At 63.1% G+C, this 16,089-nt stretch carries 14 protein-coding genes; 4 read left to right on the top strand and 10 right to left on the bottom strand.

Translation table 11 applies throughout. The annotated features are described in order from the left end of the window. Positions 1-127: 127 nt before the first annotated feature. A complete protein-coding gene (locus tag RPMA_RS12855; protein ID WP_211913163.1) occupies positions 128-928 on the bottom strand; it encodes a hotdog family protein in 801 nt (266 codons plus the stop codon). A 173-nt stretch (positions 929-1,101) separates the two neighbouring features. Here RPMA_RS12855 and RPMA_RS12850 point away from each other — a divergent pair, with 173 nt between their 5' ends. The 3 genes from RPMA_RS12850 to RPMA_RS12840 all read left to right on the top strand — a co-directional run bounded on the left by RPMA_RS12850 (position 1,102) and on the right by RPMA_RS12840 (position 4,633). Next, a complete protein-coding gene (locus RPMA_RS12850; protein WP_211913162.1) occupies positions 1,102-1,578 on the top strand; it encodes a YaiI/YqxD family protein in 477 nt (158 codons plus the stop codon). A 9-nt stretch (positions 1,579-1,587) separates the two neighbouring features. Further along, the gene (locus RPMA_RS12845) at positions 1,588-3,402 is read left to right on the top strand and encodes an ABC-F family ATP-binding cassette domain-containing protein (protein ID WP_211913161.1); all 1,815 of its coding nucleotides are present in this window, start codon (positions 1,588-1,590) and stop codon (positions 3,400-3,402) included. A gap of 151 nt (positions 3,403-3,553) precedes the next feature. After that, on the top strand, positions 3,554-4,633 hold the full coding sequence (locus RPMA_RS12840) for a D-TA family PLP-dependent enzyme (RefSeq protein ID WP_211913160.1): 1,080 nt from the start codon (positions 3,554-3,556) through the stop codon (positions 4,631-4,633). 121 nt (positions 4,634-4,754) lie between these two features. Here the strand turns inward: RPMA_RS12840 and RPMA_RS12835 are convergent, their stop codons facing one another. From RPMA_RS12835 to RPMA_RS12795, 9 genes are all read right to left on the bottom strand, one after another. Continuing rightward, positions 4,755-5,987, bottom strand: a complete 1,233-nt coding sequence (locus RPMA_RS12835) for a BaiN/RdsA family NAD(P)/FAD-dependent oxidoreductase (protein WP_211913159.1) — start codon at positions 5,985-5,987, stop codon at positions 4,755-4,757. A gap of 114 nt (positions 5,988-6,101) precedes the next feature. Beyond that, entirely contained in the window at positions 6,102-7,019 is a 918-nt protein-coding gene (locus RPMA_RS12830; RefSeq protein ID WP_211913158.1) for an SDR family NAD(P)-dependent oxidoreductase, read from the bottom strand. Between the two features lie 11 nt (positions 7,020-7,030). Further along, a complete protein-coding gene (locus RPMA_RS12825) occupies positions 7,031-7,483 on the bottom strand; it encodes a MaoC family dehydratase (RefSeq protein ID WP_211913157.1) in 453 nt (150 codons plus the stop codon). Between the two features lie 207 nt (positions 7,484-7,690). Further along, positions 7,691-9,421, bottom strand: coding sequence for an AMP-binding protein (locus RPMA_RS12820; RefSeq protein WP_211913156.1), 1,731 nt, complete (start codon positions 9,419-9,421; stop codon positions 7,691-7,693). 154 nt (positions 9,422-9,575) lie between these two features. Next, positions 9,576-10,460, bottom strand: a complete 885-nt coding sequence (gene mmsB / locus RPMA_RS12815; protein ID WP_211913155.1) for a 3-hydroxyisobutyrate dehydrogenase — start codon at positions 10,458-10,460, stop codon at positions 9,576-9,578. Between the two features lie 65 nt (positions 10,461-10,525). Further along, complete coding sequence (locus RPMA_RS12810) at positions 10,526-11,587, bottom strand: enoyl-CoA hydratase/isomerase family protein (RefSeq protein WP_211913154.1); 1,062 nt, start codon at positions 11,585-11,587, stop codon at positions 10,526-10,528. Further along, positions 11,584-12,729, bottom strand: coding sequence for an isobutyryl-CoA dehydrogenase (locus RPMA_RS12805; protein WP_211913153.1), 1,146 nt, complete (start codon positions 12,727-12,729; stop codon positions 11,584-11,586). Before RPMA_RS12805 ends, RPMA_RS12810 begins: the two co-directional genes overlap by 4 nt. 80 nt (positions 12,730-12,809) lie before the next feature. Further along, positions 12,810-14,306, bottom strand: a complete 1,497-nt coding sequence (locus RPMA_RS12800; protein WP_211913152.1) for a CoA-acylating methylmalonate-semialdehyde dehydrogenase — start codon at positions 14,304-14,306, stop codon at positions 12,810-12,812. 172 nt (positions 14,307-14,478) lie between these two features. Then, a complete protein-coding gene (locus RPMA_RS12795) occupies positions 14,479-15,105 on the bottom strand; it encodes a TetR/AcrR family transcriptional regulator (RefSeq protein ID WP_211913151.1) in 627 nt (208 codons plus the stop codon). A 149-nt stretch (positions 15,106-15,254) separates the two neighbouring features. Here RPMA_RS12795 and RPMA_RS12790 point away from each other — a divergent pair, with 149 nt between their 5' ends. Beyond that, positions 15,255-16,025 (top strand): enoyl-CoA hydratase, encoded by a 771-nt coding sequence (locus RPMA_RS12790; RefSeq protein WP_211913150.1) that lies wholly within the window; start codon positions 15,255-15,257, stop codon positions 16,023-16,025. Positions 16,026-16,089: the final 64 nt, after the last annotated feature.

The following is a 16,089-nucleotide window of genomic DNA, read 5'->3' as shown; positions in this document are numbered from 1 at the left end:
GACGTCAGTGTTCGTGGAAACACCCCACCCGTCACGTCGCTCGCAAGTGCTCGCGCCGCGCCACCCTCCCCAGTCGCTTCGCTCCGGTGAGGGAAAAAGAAAGCGCCGCTTGAGGGAAGGAAAAGAACTAAGCCGCCACCACTTCTCGCGGCTGATAGATCGCCACATGCTGGCAATGCGCCACTGGCGTGATGCCGTTCGCGACCACCAGCGCATCGAGCTCGACGAAGCGGTGGCCCTTCTTCTCGTAATTGCCGGTCACCTTCGCCCGCGCCACCAATTCGTCATCGACGCTCGCCGCCGCCAGCAACTGCATGCGGCTGCCGACGTGAATCCACGGACCCAGCACGGCATTGTCCACCAGCACCTTGTTCATGATCCGCTGCAGCACGCCGGGATGCACGAGGCCTTCGCGCATATACATCTCCTCGGTCTCGCGCACCTCGTCGAGATATTCGGCAAGCCCGTCTTCCGGCCACACCCGCGGCGCCGTACCGAGCCATTTGTCCTGCGCGTAAGAATCGGCGCTGACCGGCAACCGCTTCGCCACAGCCGGGATTTCCGGATAGTCGGTGAGCGCCGGAACAACCGGGAAAGCCGCCAGCGAGGCCGAGCCGCTGGCGCGGACATCGCTTTTGCCCTCGACACCCAGTTTCAATCCATCACCAGCCTGTTCCGCCGTCACATCGACGGTCTCGCCGTCATAAACCGGCTTGATGAACCGGGCCTCGATCAGTCCGCGTTCCAGAAACTCCCGCCCCCAATGCGCAACCGCCGGGTGCACCATATAGGCCAGCACATCCACGCCCGGCACCAGCCCGCCGGAAAAGCCGAATTTCTGCGCCACGGTATCGTCATGCATCTTGTTTTCGGACTGTTTGGCCGTGTTGAAGGCCTCGACCCGATAGGGCGCGATCCGCTGTGTCATGTTCCCTCCCGAACGCTCGCGAAGATTGGTATTCGCTTTCAGGAGATGATACCCCTCACCCCGCGCGAGGCAAGGCGAGGCAGCGGGAACCGCGTCCCGCCCACGCCACCCGGCCCCGGCGAAAATGACTGACATTCTCGCCGGCGTTGTGACACCGAAACCACAGGCACGCTTTGACGACCCGCATCTATATCGACGCTGACGCATGCCCGGTGAAGGACGAGATCTATCGCGTCGCCGCGCGCTTCAACCTGCCGGTCAGCGTAGTGGCGGGAACCTGGTTGCGCGTCCCGCAGGACCCGATGATCGAATGCATCGCCGCAGGCTCCGGCATGGACGCCGCCGATGACTGGATTGCCGAACGCGCCGTGAAAGGCGACGTGGTGATCACCGCCGACATACCGCTCGCCAGCCGCTGCGTGAAGGCTGGTGCGGCCGTCATCGCGCCGAACGGCAAGCCGTTCACCGAACAATCCATCGGCATGACGTTGGCGATGCGGAATCTCATGACCGACCTGCGCTCCACCGGCGAGATCACCGGCGGGCCCAAATCATTCGCGCCGCGCGACCGCTCGGCCTTTCTCTCTGCGCTCGACCAGACGATCCGCCGCATCCAGCGCGATCAGGCCAGCGCCCCGAAACAAAGTTGAACTGACGTCATGGCTCCTCCGCTCATCCAGCTCAAGGATATCTCGCTGACCTTTGGCGGCACGCCGCTACTCAAGGGCGTCGAACTCACGGTAAGCCAAGGCGACCGCCTCTGCCTGATCGGCCGCAACGGCTCCGGCAAATCGACGCTGCTGAAGATCGTGGCCGGCACCGTGGAGCCCGACAGCGGCAGCCGCTTCGTGCAGCCCGGCGCCACCGTGCAGTATCTCTCGCAGGAGCCGGACTTTTCCGGCTATCCGACCACGCTCGCTTATGTCGAAGCCGGCATGGCCGATGGCAATGATCACTATCAGGCACAATATCTGCTCGAACAGCTCGGCCTCACCGGCCAGGAAGACCCTCAGCATCTCTCCGGCGGCGAAGCGCGGCGCACGGCGATCGCGCGCGCATTGGCGCCCTCGCCCGACATCCTGCTGCTCGACGAGCCCACCAACCATCTCGACCTCACCACGATCGAGTGGCTGGAAGGCGAGTTGCTGAGCCGTCGCTGCGCGCTGGTGCTGATCAGCCATGACCGCCGCTTTCTCGGCAATCTCTCGCGCGGCACCGCCTGGCTCGATCGCGGCCAGATCCGCCAGATCGATCGCGGCTTCAACAATTTCGAGGAATGGCGCGATGAGGTTCTGGCCGAGGAAGAGCGCGACCAGCACAAGCTCGACCGCAAGATCGTCGATGAAGAACACTGGCTGCGCCACGGCGTCTCTGGCCGCCGGAAGCGCAACGTCAAGCGCCTCGCCGGCCTGCACGAGCTGCGCGCGCAGCGGCGCGACTATCGCGGCGCGCAGGGCAATGCAACGCTGGCTGCGGCCGAAGCGGACAAATCCGGCAAGCTCGTGGTCGAAGCCAAGGGCATTTCGCGCAGCTATGGTGACCGCAAGATCGTCGATGAATTTTCCATCCGCATCCAACGCGGCGACCGCATCGGCATTGTCGGCCCGAACGGTGCCGGCAAGACCACGCTGGTGAACATGCTGACCGGCGCGGAAGCACCGGATAGCGGCAGTTTCCGCCTCGGCACCAATCTGGAAATGGCGACGCTGGACCAGCATCGCGAAAGCCTCAATCCGAAATGGTCGCTCGCCGAAGCCCTCACCGGCGGCCGCGGCGATCATGTGATGGTCGGCGGCAAGCCGAAACATGTGGTCAGCTACATGAAGGACTTTCTGTTTGCGCAGGAGCAGATGCGCACGCCGCTGGAAGTGCTCTCGGGCGGCGAGCGCGGCCGGTTGATGCTGGCGCGCGCGCTGGCCAAGCCGTCCAACGTGCTGGTGCTGGACGAACCGACCAACGACCTCGATCTCGAAACCCTCGACGTGCTGGAAGAAATGCTCAGCGATTACGAGGGCACGGTGCTGCTCATCAGCCATGACCGCGACTTCCTCGACCGAGTCGTCACCTCGGTGATCGTGCCGGAAGGCAATGGCAAATGGGTCGAATATGCCGGCGGCTATACGGACATGCTGGCACAGCGCGGCGCGGACCTGACGCGCGAGGGTGTGAAGGGTGGCGCCGAGGCGGTGAAAGCAGCGAAGGCTGAGTCTGTTGCCGCGGCGCCTACCGCGAAGAAGAAGCTGAGCTTCAAGGACAAGCACGCGCTGGACACATTGCCGGCGACCATGGCGAAGCTGCAGGACGAGATTGCGAAGCAGCAGAAGCTGCTGGATGATCCCGCGCTATATACGAAGGATCGCAAGAAGTTCGATGCGGCGAGTGCCGCGATTGCGAGCGCGCAGCAGCAGCTCAGCGAGTCCGAAGAGAGATGGCTGGAGCTGGAAATGCTCCGTGAAGAGATCGAGAGTGCGTGAGTTTGGGGCTGCATCCTTCGAGGCTCGCTGCGCTCGCACCTCAGGATGACGGCAGAGTTTATACTGCGAACTGAATGGAAGCCGTCATCCTGAGGTGCGCGCATCTTGCGCGCCTCGAAGGACGACGGCGAAGCACCGGAGCAAGTGATCGATGACCACATCCCTCGGCGCCAAGATCGCCCGCGAATACGGCACACCAGCCCTCGTCATCGACATGGACCGCGTAGAGCGCAACATCGCACGCATCCAGAAGGTCTGCGACGATGCCGGCATCGCCAATCGCCCGCATATCAAGACGCATAAGAGCCCGGTACTCGCCAAATTGCAGATCGAGGCCGGCGCGAAAGGCATCACCTGCCAGAAGCTCGGCGAGGCCGAGATCATGGCCGATGCGGGGATCGATGACATCCTGATCAGCTACAACCTGCTCGGTGATGAGAAGATGGCGCGGCTCGGCGCGCTGCAGGCGAAGGCGAATATCACTGTCGCCGCCGACAATTCCGTTGTGATCGGCGACCTGCCGAAGGCCGCCGCCCTCTCCGGCCGCGATGTGAATGTGGTGATCGAATGCGACACCGGCCGCAAGCGCGCCGGCGTCGAGACGCCGGCCGAGGCCATCGCGCTGGCGCGTGAGGTGAAAGCGGCAAAGGGCCTGAATTTTGCGGGCTTCATGCTGTATCCGACCGAAGACGGCTGGGCCGATGCTCAAAAATTCTTCGATGAAGCCCTCGCCGGTGTGCGCGCTGAAGGCCTGGAGCCGCTGATCGTCTCCACCGGCGGCACGCCGAACCTGAAAAATGTCGGCTCGCTCAAGGGCGCCACCGAGCATCGTTTCGGCACTTACATCTATAACGACCGCATGCAGGTCGCAGCCGGCTCGGCCAGCTGGGACGACTGCGCGCTCAATGTCTATTCCACGGTGGTCAGCCGCGCCGGCCCGGAGCGCGGCATTCTCGATGCAGGCTCGAAGACGCTGACACCGGACACCGGCGGCCTCGACGGCTACGGCCTGATCCTGGAGCATCCCGAAGCGAAGATCGCCAAATTCGCCGAGGAACACGGCTTCCTCGATCTCGCCCGCAGCAATACGCGCCCGAATGTCGGTGACGTCGTGCGCATCGTGCCGAACCATGTCTGCGTGGTGGTGAACATGTTCGACGAAGTGGTGATGGTGCGCGGGGATGAGATCATCGGCACACTGCCCATCGCGGCACGCGGGAAGCTGCGCTGAGTTTTCCTCCGTCATGGCCGGGCTTGTCCCGGCCATCCACGTCTTCCGCTGCTTGCGGCTAAGACGTGGATACGCGGGACAAGCCCGCCATGACGGTGGGGATATCGTCGATCGCAACATTCTACGATCCGAGATATTTCAACGCGCCCTGCCCCGCCGCCACGCCCGTCGCAAACGACGCCTGCAGCAGGTAGCCGCCGGTCGGCGCCTCCCAGTCCAGCATCTCGCCGGCCACGAACACGCTTGGCATGCGCTTCAGCATGAAGGCATTGTCGATCTCGTCGAACACGATGCCGCCAGCGCTGGAGATCGCGCGCGCAATCGGTGCAACACCGATGAGCGTCACCGGCACGGCATTGATCAGCGACGCGAGTTTCTCGGGCGCGAGCGCAGCCACTTGAACGCCCTCTGCTATCGCCGCCTCCTGTAACAGCCCGATTGCCACCGGCGACAGATGCAGCGCCTTCCGCAAAAAATTCGAGAACGACTGTTTTCCACGCGGTGCAGCAAGCTTCGCCCTCAATTCATCGTTCGTCAGATCAGGCCGCAAGGCGATCTGGAGCACGGCTTTGCCATCCGCCATCACGGCCTCGCGCAACACCGACGACAGTGCATAGATCCCTCCACCCTCGATGCCGGAGCGCGTGACCATCGCCTCTCCACGAACGGCATGTGCGCCGAAGGACAGCGCAATGCTTTTGAGGGGCTGCCCCTCAAAACGATCCTTGAAGACATCCGACCACGCGACATCGAAGCCCACATTAGCCGGTCGCAATGGCGCGATGGCGACTCCCTTCGCAGCGAGCAGATCGACCCATGCGCCATCCGAGCCAAGCTTGGCCCAGCTTGCACCCCCGAGCGCGAGGATCGTTGCCTTTGCCGATACGAGCCTTTCGCCTTCCGGCGTCTCGAATCTCAACGCATCATCAGCGTTCCAGCCAATCCAGCGATGACGGAACGCGAGACTCACGCCGCTCTCGCCGAGCCGACGGAGCCACGCGCGCAACACCGGCGATGCCTTGAAGGCCTCGGGAAACACGCGGCCGCTGGAGCCGACAAATGTGGGCTGTCCGAGCGCATCGCTCCAGGCGCACAGATCGGTCGGCGTGAAACCTTCGATCACCGGGGCGAGCTTCGCCTGCGCCGCACCATAGCGCTTGAGAAAATCCGGCAGCGGCTCGCTATGAGTGAGATTGAGGCCGCCGCGGCCAGCCATCAGAAACTTGCGACCGGCGGAGGGCATGGCGTCGTAGACCGTGACGCGGGCCCCGCTTTGCGTGAGCACTTCGGCGGCCATGAGGCCGGCTGGCCCGGCGCCGATCACTGCGACGTCGATTGTCGGAATATCGATCATCCGAGCGGCGTAGCATGGTGGGTGGGCAAAGCGAAGCGTGCCCACCTCCAAGTGCTAGTCGGGTCAAGGTGGGCACGGCGCAAGGGCGCCTTTGCCCACCCTACAGATCAACCTTTACAGCTTGAGGCCGAGCCTCTTTGCTGCCTGCTCGACATATTTCTGCGTCTGATGAAAGGCGCCATCGAGCACACGGGCATTGGACATGTCGCTGATCTCGGCAAAGTTCGCCGCGACGGTGTCCGCGGTCCACTGATCCTCGGCAAAATTCTTGCCTTCGCTTTCGAGGATCCTGATCACCGCGAACGAACCGGCACCGGCGCCCATGATGGTCTTGGTCGGCGCGTTCTCGCTCAGCATGTATTCCACCGCCGGCGTGATCGCTTCGGGCTTCATCAGCTTCAGCGCCTCGGCAGGCAGCAGCTCTTCCGTCATGCGCGTCGCCGCCGTCGGCGAGACGATGTTGACGCGGATGTCGGTCTTGCGGCCCTCTTCCGCCAGCACATTCATCAGGCCGACCATGCCGGTCTTGGCGGCGCCGTAATTGGCCTGGCCGAAATTGCCATAGAGGCCCGAGGACGAGGTGGTGAGCACGATGCGGCCATAGTTGCGCGCGCGCATGCCGTCCCACACGGCTTTGCAGCAATAGAAGGTGCCGACCAGATGCACGTCGAGCACCTTCTGGAAATCGGCCACTTCCATCTTGCCGAACGACTTGTCGCGTAGGATACCCGCATTGGCGCAGAGCACGTCGACGCTGCCCCATTCCTTGGTGGCCTTCTCCACCATGGCGGTGACCTGTTCGAAATTCGAGACGTCGGCGCCATCAGCCATCGCCGTACCACCCGCAGCGCGGATTTCCTCGACCACGGTTTCGGCAGCGGTCAGCGAACCGCCGGTGCCATCGCGTGCGCCGCCAAAGTCGTTGACGACGACTTTGGCGCCGAGTTTTGCGAGGCCAAGCGCATGGGCGCGGCCGAGGCCATTGCCGGCGCCAGTGACGATGGCCACGCGGCCGTCAAAGCGAATGGTCATGAGGGATTCTCCTAGTTGAAGTAAACGAGGCCGAGCCAGTCGGCGACCAGCGCCGGCTTGTCCTCGCCTTCGATCTCGACGGTGGCCGATGTGCGGGTGAACAATTCATTCGGTTTGCGCAAGGTCGCTTCGGTGAGGACGAAGCGGCCGCGCAGGCGCGAGCCGGCTTTGACGGGCGACAGAAAACGGATCTTGTCGGTGCCGTAATTCACGCCCATGGCGACATCGGCGAGCTTTGGCAGCGCCTCATAGGAGAACACCGACAGCAGCGACATGGTGAGAAAGCCATGCGCAATGGTGGTGCCGAACGGTGTCTCGCGGGCCTTTGCAGGATCGACATGGATGAACTGGTGATCCTCGGTGGCGGCGGCAAAGGCATTGATGCGGGCCTGATCGACCAGGTGCCATTCGGAGACGCCGACTTCCTTGCCGACCATGGCCATATAGGCTTCACGCGAGATCATCGTTATCGGTATTCCCTTATTGTTTGCGCGCGCAGATTCCACAAAGAGGACGGCGATGCCAAGCCCCTAAAACTGCACCTTTTGGCTTAGGGAACGCCCTTCCCCTCAGCCGTCATTGCGAGGAGCCCTTGCGACGAAGCAATCCAGTTCTTCCTTTCTGGGGCACCCTGGATTGCTTCGTCGCTTCGCTCCTCGCAATGACGAGTTCTAGCCGCTGCCGATACTCGATCCGCCGCGCAACTGGGGAAAATCTTCTTCCTTGAACTCGACGCCGCGCAGCGGGTCCTGGCGGTCATTCTCATGTTCGAGGCGGCGCAGATGGACGCGGCGGATTTTTCCGGAAATCGTCTTCGGCAATTCGGTGACGAATTCGATGCGGCGGATGCGCTTGAAGGGCGCAAGGCGCTCCTGCAAATGCGTGTAGATCGACAGCGCGGTTTCGGCATCAGGCTTGGCGCTGCCGACCAGCATCACATAGGCCTTCGGGATCGCCAGACGAATGGGATCGGGGCTCGGCACGATGGCGGCTTCGGCGACGGCATCGTGTTCGATCAGGATGCTTTCGAGCTCGAACGGCGAGATGCGATAGTCCGAGGACTTGAACACGTCATCGGCACGACCGACGAAAGTGAGATAGCCGTCGTCATCGACGAAGACGACATCGCCGCTACGATAGATCTCGCCGCTGGCGCCGGTGACGCTGCCGTCATCGGCCTGATAACCCTGCATCAGGCCCGCCGGGCGATGGCTGCCGAGCACGAGACCGACCTCGCCTTCCTTCGCCGGCTGCCCATCGGCATCGATCACCTTCACGGTGTAGCCGGGCAATGGGCGGCCCATGGAGCCGACCTTCACCGGTTGCCCCGGCGAATTTCCAGCGAGTGCCGTGGTCTCGGTCTGGCCATAGCCATCGCGGATGGTGAGGCCCCAGGCGGATTGCACCTGCTCGATCACTTCCGGATTGAGCGGCTCGCCGGCACCGCAGACTTCGCGCAGCGACACCTTTGTGTCCGCAAGCTTCTCCTGAATGAACAACCGCCACACGGTCGGCGGCGCGCAGAGCGTGGTGACGCCGCAGCGGCCGATAGTGGCGAGCAGGCTCTTGGCATCGAAGCGCGGCTGATTGACCACGAACACGGTGGCGCCGGCATTCCACGGCGCGAAGAAGCAGCTCCACGCATGCTTGGCCCAGCCAGGCGACGAAATATTGAGATGGATGTCGCCGGGCTGCAGTCCGACCCAGTACATGGTGGTGAGCGCACCGACCGAATAGCTGCGCTGGCTATGCCGCACGAGCTTTGGCTTCGCCGTGGTGCCCGAGGTGAAATAGAGCAGCATCGGATCGTCGGCTTTGGTCGAGCCATCCGGGGTAAAAGTCTCGGGGAAATCCGCTGACGTCTCGAAGGCGAGCCAGCCGTCGTGCGGCGACGCCGCATTGACGACGATCTGCCCGACGCCTGCGGTCTTTAAACTGCTGAATTTAGCGACCTGATCCTCCGCCGCGACGACGAGTTTCGCCTTGCCGCGATCAAGGCGGTCCTGCAATTCGTCCGAGGTCAGCAGCGTCGTGGCGGGGATGATGACAACGCCGAGCTTGATGGCCGCCAGCATGGTCTCCCACAGCGGCACGACATTGCCGAGCAGCAGCAGGAGATGATCGCCGCGCTTCAGCCCCTGCGCACGCAGGAAATTGGCGACCTGATTGGACCGGCGCGAGAGGTCGGCGAAGGAAAGCTTTGTCTCCTTGCCGGTGGCGGCCTCGACGATCCACAGCGCCGGGCGATCCTTGCTTGCAGGATCGCACGCGAGCTCGGCATCGAACCAGTCGAGCGCCCAGTTGAAATCGACGGCATCGGGCCAGCGGAAACCGGCGACGGCCTTGTCGTAGTCGGTGCGATGTTCGAGGAGAAAGGCGCGGGCCTGCTTGAACGTGGTCATGCTTCCTCACCCTGTTTGTTTTTATACTTCTATAAACTCCACCGTCATCCTGAGGCGCCGTCGCCCTTGCGACGGCCTCGAAGGATGGCCAGGAGCTCCGCTGCCATCCTTCGAGGCTCGCTACGCTCGCGCCTCAGGATGACGACGACTGAGTTTACTTCGCCAGCTTGCGCAGGTGGTTCACGATCCCCGAGAAATCGACGCCACCCTGCCCGTCTTTATCAAAGGTTTCGTAGATGCTCTCGGCATGAGCACCGAGCGGCGTCTGTGCGCCGGCGGCCTTGGCGGCTTCCTGCGAGAGCTTGAGGTCCTTCAGCATCAGTGCGGCGGCGAAGCCGGGCTTGTATTCGTTGTTGGCCGGCGAGGTCGGCACCGGACCCGGCACCGGGCAATAGGTCGTCAGCGACCAGCACTGGCCCGACGAGGTGGACGCCACATCGAACAGCGCCTGATGCGACAGGCCCAGCTTTTCAGCCAGCACAAACGCCTCGCTAACGCCGATCATGGAAATGCCGAGGATCATGTTGTTGCAGATCTTGGCCGCCTGCCCCGCACCGGCATCGCCGCAATGGACGATCTTCTTGCCCATGGCTTCGAGGATCGGCTTGGCCGATGCAAAGGCCGAGGCCGCGCCGCCAGCCATGAAGGTCAGCGTTGCGCCCTTGGCGCCGCCGGTGCCGCCGGAGACCGGCGCATCCACCGATGGCAGGCTCTGCGCGGCTGCGAGCCCGTGGGCCTTGCGCGCGCTTTCCACATCGATGGTCGAGCAGTCGATCATCAGCGCGCCCTTCGCGGCTGCCGGGATCACCTCGCTCCAGACCGACACCACATGCTTGCCGGCGGGCAGCATGGTGATGATGACTTCGGCGCCCTTCACGGCATCGACGGCGGTAGCCGCGACGGTCACACCATCGGCCTTGGCCTGCGCGCGCGAGGCTTCGACGAGATCAAAGCCCGTCACCTTGTGGCCAGCCTTGACCAGGTTGGCGGCCATCGGGCCACCCATATTGCCGAGACCGATAAATGCAATGCTGGTCATATCCTGCCCTCGTTTGTTTTGATTGTTATCGAATGTCGGCCCCTTCAGGGGAATCCGACTTTCGTTCAGAAAATGAGCGCGACGTCGCGCGGCGCAAGATAGCGGGCCACAATCTCCGGCGTGACGCCGTTGAGATCAGGCGGCTGCCACTTCGGATTGCGATCCTTGTCGATGATCGCCGCACGCACGCCCTCGACGAAATCGGCGCTGTCGAAGACTTCGAGCGCCGCGAGATATTCGCGCGACAGACATTCTTCGAGTGAGGCCGATGCGCGCGCGAGACGCAGCAGTTTCAGCGTCACCTTGAGGCCGCGCGGCGACTTGTCGGCCATCGCCTTCAGCGTTGCCTGTGCGAAGTCGGAGCCGTCCTGCTCCAGCGCCGCGACGATGTCCTCGACGCTGTCATGGGCAAAGGCGCGATCGATCAGCGCGCGCTGCGCGGTGACAGGGCCGGTCTGATCCGGCGCGGCAAAACTCTTGAGCTTGGCCATGACAGCGGACGCATCGGCGCCCGGCGTAAGCTTCGTGAGTGCGTCGCGCAGCGCAGGCCAATTGCTGGTGTCGATCAACACGTCGGCCATGCGGGCAGCCAGCGCATCGGCGCCGTTGGCAGTCTGGCCCGTAAGACCGAAATACGTGCCGAGTTCACCCGGCGCGCGCGACAAAAGCCAGGTGCCGCCGACGTCGGGAAAGAAGCCGAGGCTCACTTCCGGCATCGCCATTTTCGTTTTCTCGGTGACGATGCGATGGCTGGCATGGCCGGCGAGACCGACGCCACCGCCCATCACGAAGCCATCCATATAGGCGACGTAGGGCTTCGGGAATTTCGAGATGCGCGCATTGAGGATGTACTCCTCGCGCCAGAAGATCTTGCCGAGATCGCCTTTCGCCTTGGCGCTCTCATAGAGGCCGCGGATGTCGCCGCCGGCGCAGAGGCCGCGCTCGCCGGCGCCTTCGAGAATGATGACGGCGATGGAGGGATCGGCCTCGAACGTGTCCAGCGCCGTGACGATCTCGCGCGTCATCTCGAGCGTCAGTGCATTCAGCGCTTTCGGCCGGTTCAGCCGCAAAATGCCGGCTGCGCCTTCCTTGCGGGCGATCAGATCGCCCTCCACGCCATCACTCATCGTGCGCCCTCGATCAGTTTGCGCGACACGATCAGCCGCATGATTTCATTGGTGCCTTCGAGGATCTGGTGCACGCGCAGATCGCGCACGATCTTCTCGACACCATATTCGGCGAGATAGCCGTAGCCGCCATGCAGTTGCAGCGCCTCATTGGCGACCTCGAAACCGATATCCGTTCCGAAGCGCTTTGCCATGGCGCACAGCATACTGGCGTCAGAATCCTTACGGTCCAGCGCTGCGGCAGCGCGCCAGAGGAAGGTGCGCGCGGCTTCCAGCTCGGTCGCCATGTCGGCGACGCGGAATTGCAGTGCCTGGAATTCATCGAGCTTCTTGCCGAAGGCTTTTCGTTCTTTCATGTAAGCGAGCGACTTGTCGAGCGCCGATTGCGCGCCGCCGAGCGAGCATGCCGCGATGTTGAGGCGGCCGCCATCGAGGCCGGCCATGGCGATCTTGAAACCGATGCCTTCGGCGCCGAGCCGGTTGGCGACAGGCACGCGCGCATTCTCGAAAATCACGGCACGGGTCGGCTGCGCATTCCAGCCCATCTTGCGCTCATTGGCGCCGAAGGAGAGACCGGGCGTATCCTTGTCGATCACCAGCGTCGATACGCCGCCAGCGCCCTCGCCTGATGTCCGCACCATCGCGACGTAGATATCGGTATCGCCGGCGCCGGAGATGAACTGCTTCTGCCCGTTCAGCACATAGTGATCACCGTCGAGCACCGCCTTGGTGCGCAACGCGGCGGCATCGGAGCCGGCGCCCGGCTCGGTCAGGCAATAGCTCGCCAGCAGCTCCATGGTGCAGAGGCGCGGCAGCCATTTCTGGCGCTGCGTATCGCTGCCATAGCTATCGATCATCCACGACGCCATGTTGTGGATCGAGATGAAGGCCGATGTCGTCGGGCATCCCGTGGCAAGCGCTTCAAAAATCAGCGCCGCATCGAATCGCGTCATGGCGGAGCCGCCGACATCGTCGCGAATATAGATGCCGCCCATGCCGAGCTCGGCAGCCGCGCGCATCACGTCTTTCGGGAAATGCTTTTCCTCGTCCCACTTCAGGGCAAAGGGAGCAATCTTTTCTGCCGCAAAATCGCGCGCCATGTCGCGGATAGCGGTTTGTTCCTCATCGAGAGCGAATTGCATGACGCCCTTCTTTGTTAATTGCGGGTGAGAAAGCAAACGGCCCGGCGCATCACAGATGCTGCCGGGCCGTTATGTTCGTCTTACTTCATCAGCGGAATGGAGAACTCCGCGCCTTCCTTGACGCCGGACGGCCAGCGCGAGGTGACCGTCTTGGTCTTGGTGTAGAAGCGGATCGAGTCCGGACCGTGCTGGTTGAGGTCGCCGAAGCCCGACTTCTTCCAGCCCCCGAAGGTGTAGTAAGCGATCGGAACCGGGATCGGCACATTGATGCCGACCATGCCGACATTCACCTTGGCGGCGAAGTCGCGCGCTGCGTCGCCGTCGCGGGTGAAGATGGCAACGCCATTGCCATAGTCGTGATCCGACGGTAGCGCGAGCGCTTCTTCGTAATCATTGGCGCGGACAACCGACAGCACCGGGCCGAAGATTTCTTCCTTGTAGATGCGCATGTCCTTAGTGACGTTGTCGAACAGGCAGCCACCGAGATAGAAGCCTTTCTCGTAGCCCTGCATCTTGAAGCCGCGGCCATCGACAGCGAGGGTCGCGCCTTCCTTGACGCCGATATCGATGTAGCTCTTCACGCGCTCGACGGCTTCCGCAGTCACCAGCGGACCGTAGTCGGCGGTCGGATCGATCGAGGTGCCGATCTTCAGGCTCTCGACGCGCGGGATCAGCTTTTCCATCAGGCGATCGGCGGTCGCCTTGCCCACCGGCACGGCAACCGAGACGGCCATGCAGCGCTCGCCGGCCGAGCCGTAGCCCGCGCCGATCAGCGCATCCACGGCCTGGTCCATGTCCGCATCGGGCATGATGATGGCGTGGTTCTTGGCGCCACCGAAGCACTGGCAGCGCTTACCGGTCTGTGCCGCACGGGTGTAGATATATTCGGCGATCGGGGTCGAGCCGACGAAGCCGACGGCCTTGATGTCCTGATCGTCGAGAATCGCATCGACGGCTTCCTTGTCGCCATTGACGACATTGAGGACGCCCGGCGGCAGGCCGGCTTCGATCATCAGCTGGGCCAGCATCATCGGCACGCCAGGGTCGCGCTCGGAAGGCTTGAGGATGAATGCGTTGCCGCAAGCGATCGCAGGACCGAACTTCCACATCGGGATCATGGCCGGGAAGTTGAACGGCGTGATGCCGGCGACGACGCCGAGCGGCTGGCGCATGGAATAGATGTCGATGTTCGGGCCAGCGCCTTCGGTATATTCGCCCTTCATCAGGTGCGGGATGCCGCATGCGAATTCGACCACTTCAAGGCCACGCTGGATGTCGCCCTTGGCGTCCGGCACCGTCTTGCCGTGCTCGCGGGCGAGGCATTCAGCCAGCTTGTCGTAATCGCGCTGGGCGAGTTCGAGGAACTTCATCAACACGCGCGCGCGGCGCTGCGGATTGGTGTTGCCCCAGGCGACCTGCGCGGCTGCAGCGTTCTCGATGGCGGCGCGCATTTCGGCCTTGGAGGCGAGCGCGACCTTGGCCTGCACATCGCCGGTCATCGGCTCGAAAACATCGGCAAAACGCCCAGATGTGCCAGCGACTTCCTTGCCGCCAATGAAATGTCCGATCGTCCGCATGCGTTCCTCCTTGGGGAGCCAATTTGGACGGGATGTTGAGCAGGCTTTGCCCGCTTTGAAAAGGCCTCGAATGCGCAGCGGTTTTGCGAAAATGCAAGGCGCTGGCCGGGGCGCACGGCCTGACAAATGTCACGACCGCGACAATGTGTCAGGCGCTCGTGTTCGAACGATTTTAAGTCTTCTTCGCAGCCTTTTTCGCAACTGCACGCTTGGCGATGGGTTGCACCGTGGCGCGCCCCAGAACAGTGTCGCGACCGACCTGCAGGAACTCGTCAGACACCTCGCCGGAGCCTGCGATGCGCGCCATCAGGATGCCGCCCATCATGGTGGCGAGGGCAGCGATCGCCTGTTTTCGCGCCGCTGCGGAATCGCCGGGATATTGCTCCGCCATCATGGCGATCATGTCGTCGAGCTTTGCCGCAAAAGCGCGGCGCGTCTTTGGGCTCTCCCGCGCGATCTCGGCGCCAAGTGCAGGCATGGCGCAGCCATGACCAGCATTGTCGCGATGCTGCGGCGAGAGATAGGTCTCGACGAGATGAGCCAGCCGCTCTTCCGGCGCCAGGTCTTCCACCTGCTGCCGCCGGCGCGCCATGGCGCGGTCCATGGCATAGTTGAAAGCCTCGACCACCAGCGCCTCGCGCGAGTCGAAATGCGCGTAGAAGCCGCCATGGGTCAGGCCGGCTTCCTTCATCAGGTCGGCCACGCCGATGCCATGGGCGCCGCGCTCGCGCAGCCGCACCGACGCCTTCTTGACGATGCGGGCGTGGGTCTCGGCCTTGTGCTCTTTGGAGTAACGCATGCCCGGTCCATTCCGCCGAAAAAGATGATACTGATCATACTAATTGCTCTGCGCCGCGCGCGCAACGCGTCCCGCTGGGCGCGCTTGACTTTAAGCAGCTGCCGCGGAACCTGAGCCTTGAAAAAAAGCTCGTGAGGCGAGGAATTCCCATGCACATGCTCAATCCGCATTGCGGCATCGACCGCGACTCCCGCGGTGTCGTCCGGCTGACGATCTGCAATGCGGGATCGCTCAACATCCTTGGCACTACTGTGATCAATCACGTCCGCGAAGGTATCGAGGCCCTCGCCGCCGATCGCGACATCCGCGTGCTGCTCATCGCCGGCCAAAGCGAAAAGAGCATGATCGGCGGCGCCGATATCAAAGAGATGGCGGGCCTCGACCAGCGCTCGGCCGAGACGTTTATCTCGGGCCTGCGCGCGCTTTGCGATGCGCCGCGGCTCTTCCCTGCCCCCGTCATCGCCCGCATTCCCGGCTGGAGCCTCGGCGGCGGGCTGGAATTCGCTGCCGCCTGCGATTTTCGCGTTGCAGCGCATGATGCGAAATTCGCCATGCCCGAGGTGCGCGTCGGTATTCCCTCGGTGATCCAGGCGGCGCTGCTGCCGCGGCTGATCGGCTGGAGCCGTGCACGCTGGTTGATCATGACAGCGGCCACCATTGATGCACCGACGGCGCTGAACTGGGGACTTGTCGATGTGGTGGCAGCCCAAGGCGCGCTCGACGCCGAGGTCGAGAAGCTGGTCGATGCCCTGCTCGAATGCGCACCGGACGCGTTGCGATCGCAAAAAGCCATGCTGCGTCAATGGGAAGAGCTGCCATTGAAGGAGTCGATGGATCTCAGCGTCGGGGTGTTCGGCCAGGCCTATCTGACCGGTGAACCGCAAAAGCTGATGGGCGACTTCATCAATCGCAAGCGGTAATTTTCGCCGTCATTGCGAGGTCAGGAAAAGCCAATTGGCTGTTCCCTTAGCGTAGCGACGAAGC

Source organism: Tardiphaga alba (genome assembly GCF_018279705.1).
In the GTDB taxonomy this organism is placed as follows: domain Bacteria; phylum Pseudomonadota; class Alphaproteobacteria; order Rhizobiales; family Xanthobacteraceae; genus Tardiphaga; species Tardiphaga alba.
Note: the sequence above shows the minus strand (reverse complement) of the source record. Positions and strands in the feature narration are given on the sequence as shown.

What these genes read in the sequence shown, in the direction of transcription:
- RPMA_RS12790 (WP_211913150.1), top strand. Translation starts at nt 15,255, where the DNA reads ATGCACATGCTCAATCCGCATTGCGGCATCGACCGCGACTCCCGCGGT.
- RPMA_RS12795 (WP_211913151.1), bottom strand. Translation starts at nt 15,105, where the DNA reads ATGCGTTACTCCAAAGAGCACAAGGCCGAGACCCACGCCCGCATCGTC.
- RPMA_RS12810 (WP_211913154.1), bottom strand. Translation starts at nt 11,587, where the DNA reads ATGAGTGATGGCGTGGAGGGCGATCTGATCGCCCGCAAGGAAGGCGCA.
- RPMA_RS12830 (WP_211913158.1), bottom strand. Translation starts at nt 7,019, where the DNA reads ATGACCATTCGCTTTGACGGCCGCGTGGCCATCGTCACTGGCGCCGGC.
- RPMA_RS12820 (WP_211913156.1), bottom strand. Translation starts at nt 9,421, where the DNA reads ATGACCACGTTCAAGCAGGCCCGCGCCTTTCTCCTCGAACATCGCACC.
- RPMA_RS12805 (WP_211913153.1), bottom strand. Translation starts at nt 12,729, where the DNA reads ATGCAATTCGCTCTCGATGAGGAACAAACCGCTATCCGCGACATGGCG.
- RPMA_RS12840 (WP_211913160.1), top strand. Translation starts at nt 3,554, where the DNA reads ATGACCACATCCCTCGGCGCCAAGATCGCCCGCGAATACGGCACACCA.
- RPMA_RS12845 (WP_211913161.1), top strand. Translation starts at nt 1,588, where the DNA reads ATGGCTCCTCCGCTCATCCAGCTCAAGGATATCTCGCTGACCTTTGGC.
- RPMA_RS12800 (WP_211913152.1), bottom strand. Translation starts at nt 14,306, where the DNA reads ATGCGGACGATCGGACATTTCATTGGCGGCAAGGAAGTCGCTGGCACA.
- RPMA_RS12835 (WP_211913159.1), bottom strand. Translation starts at nt 5,987, where the DNA reads ATGATCGATATTCCGACAATCGACGTCGCAGTGATCGGCGCCGGGCCA.
- mmsB (WP_211913155.1), bottom strand. Translation starts at nt 10,460, where the DNA reads ATGACCAGCATTGCATTTATCGGTCTCGGCAATATGGGTGGCCCGATG.
- RPMA_RS12825 (WP_211913157.1), bottom strand. Translation starts at nt 7,483, where the DNA reads ATGATCTCGCGTGAAGCCTATATGGCCATGGTCGGCAAGGAAGTCGGC.
- RPMA_RS12855 (WP_211913163.1), bottom strand. Translation starts at nt 928, where the DNA reads ATGACACAGCGGATCGCGCCCTATCGGGTCGAGGCCTTCAACACGGCC.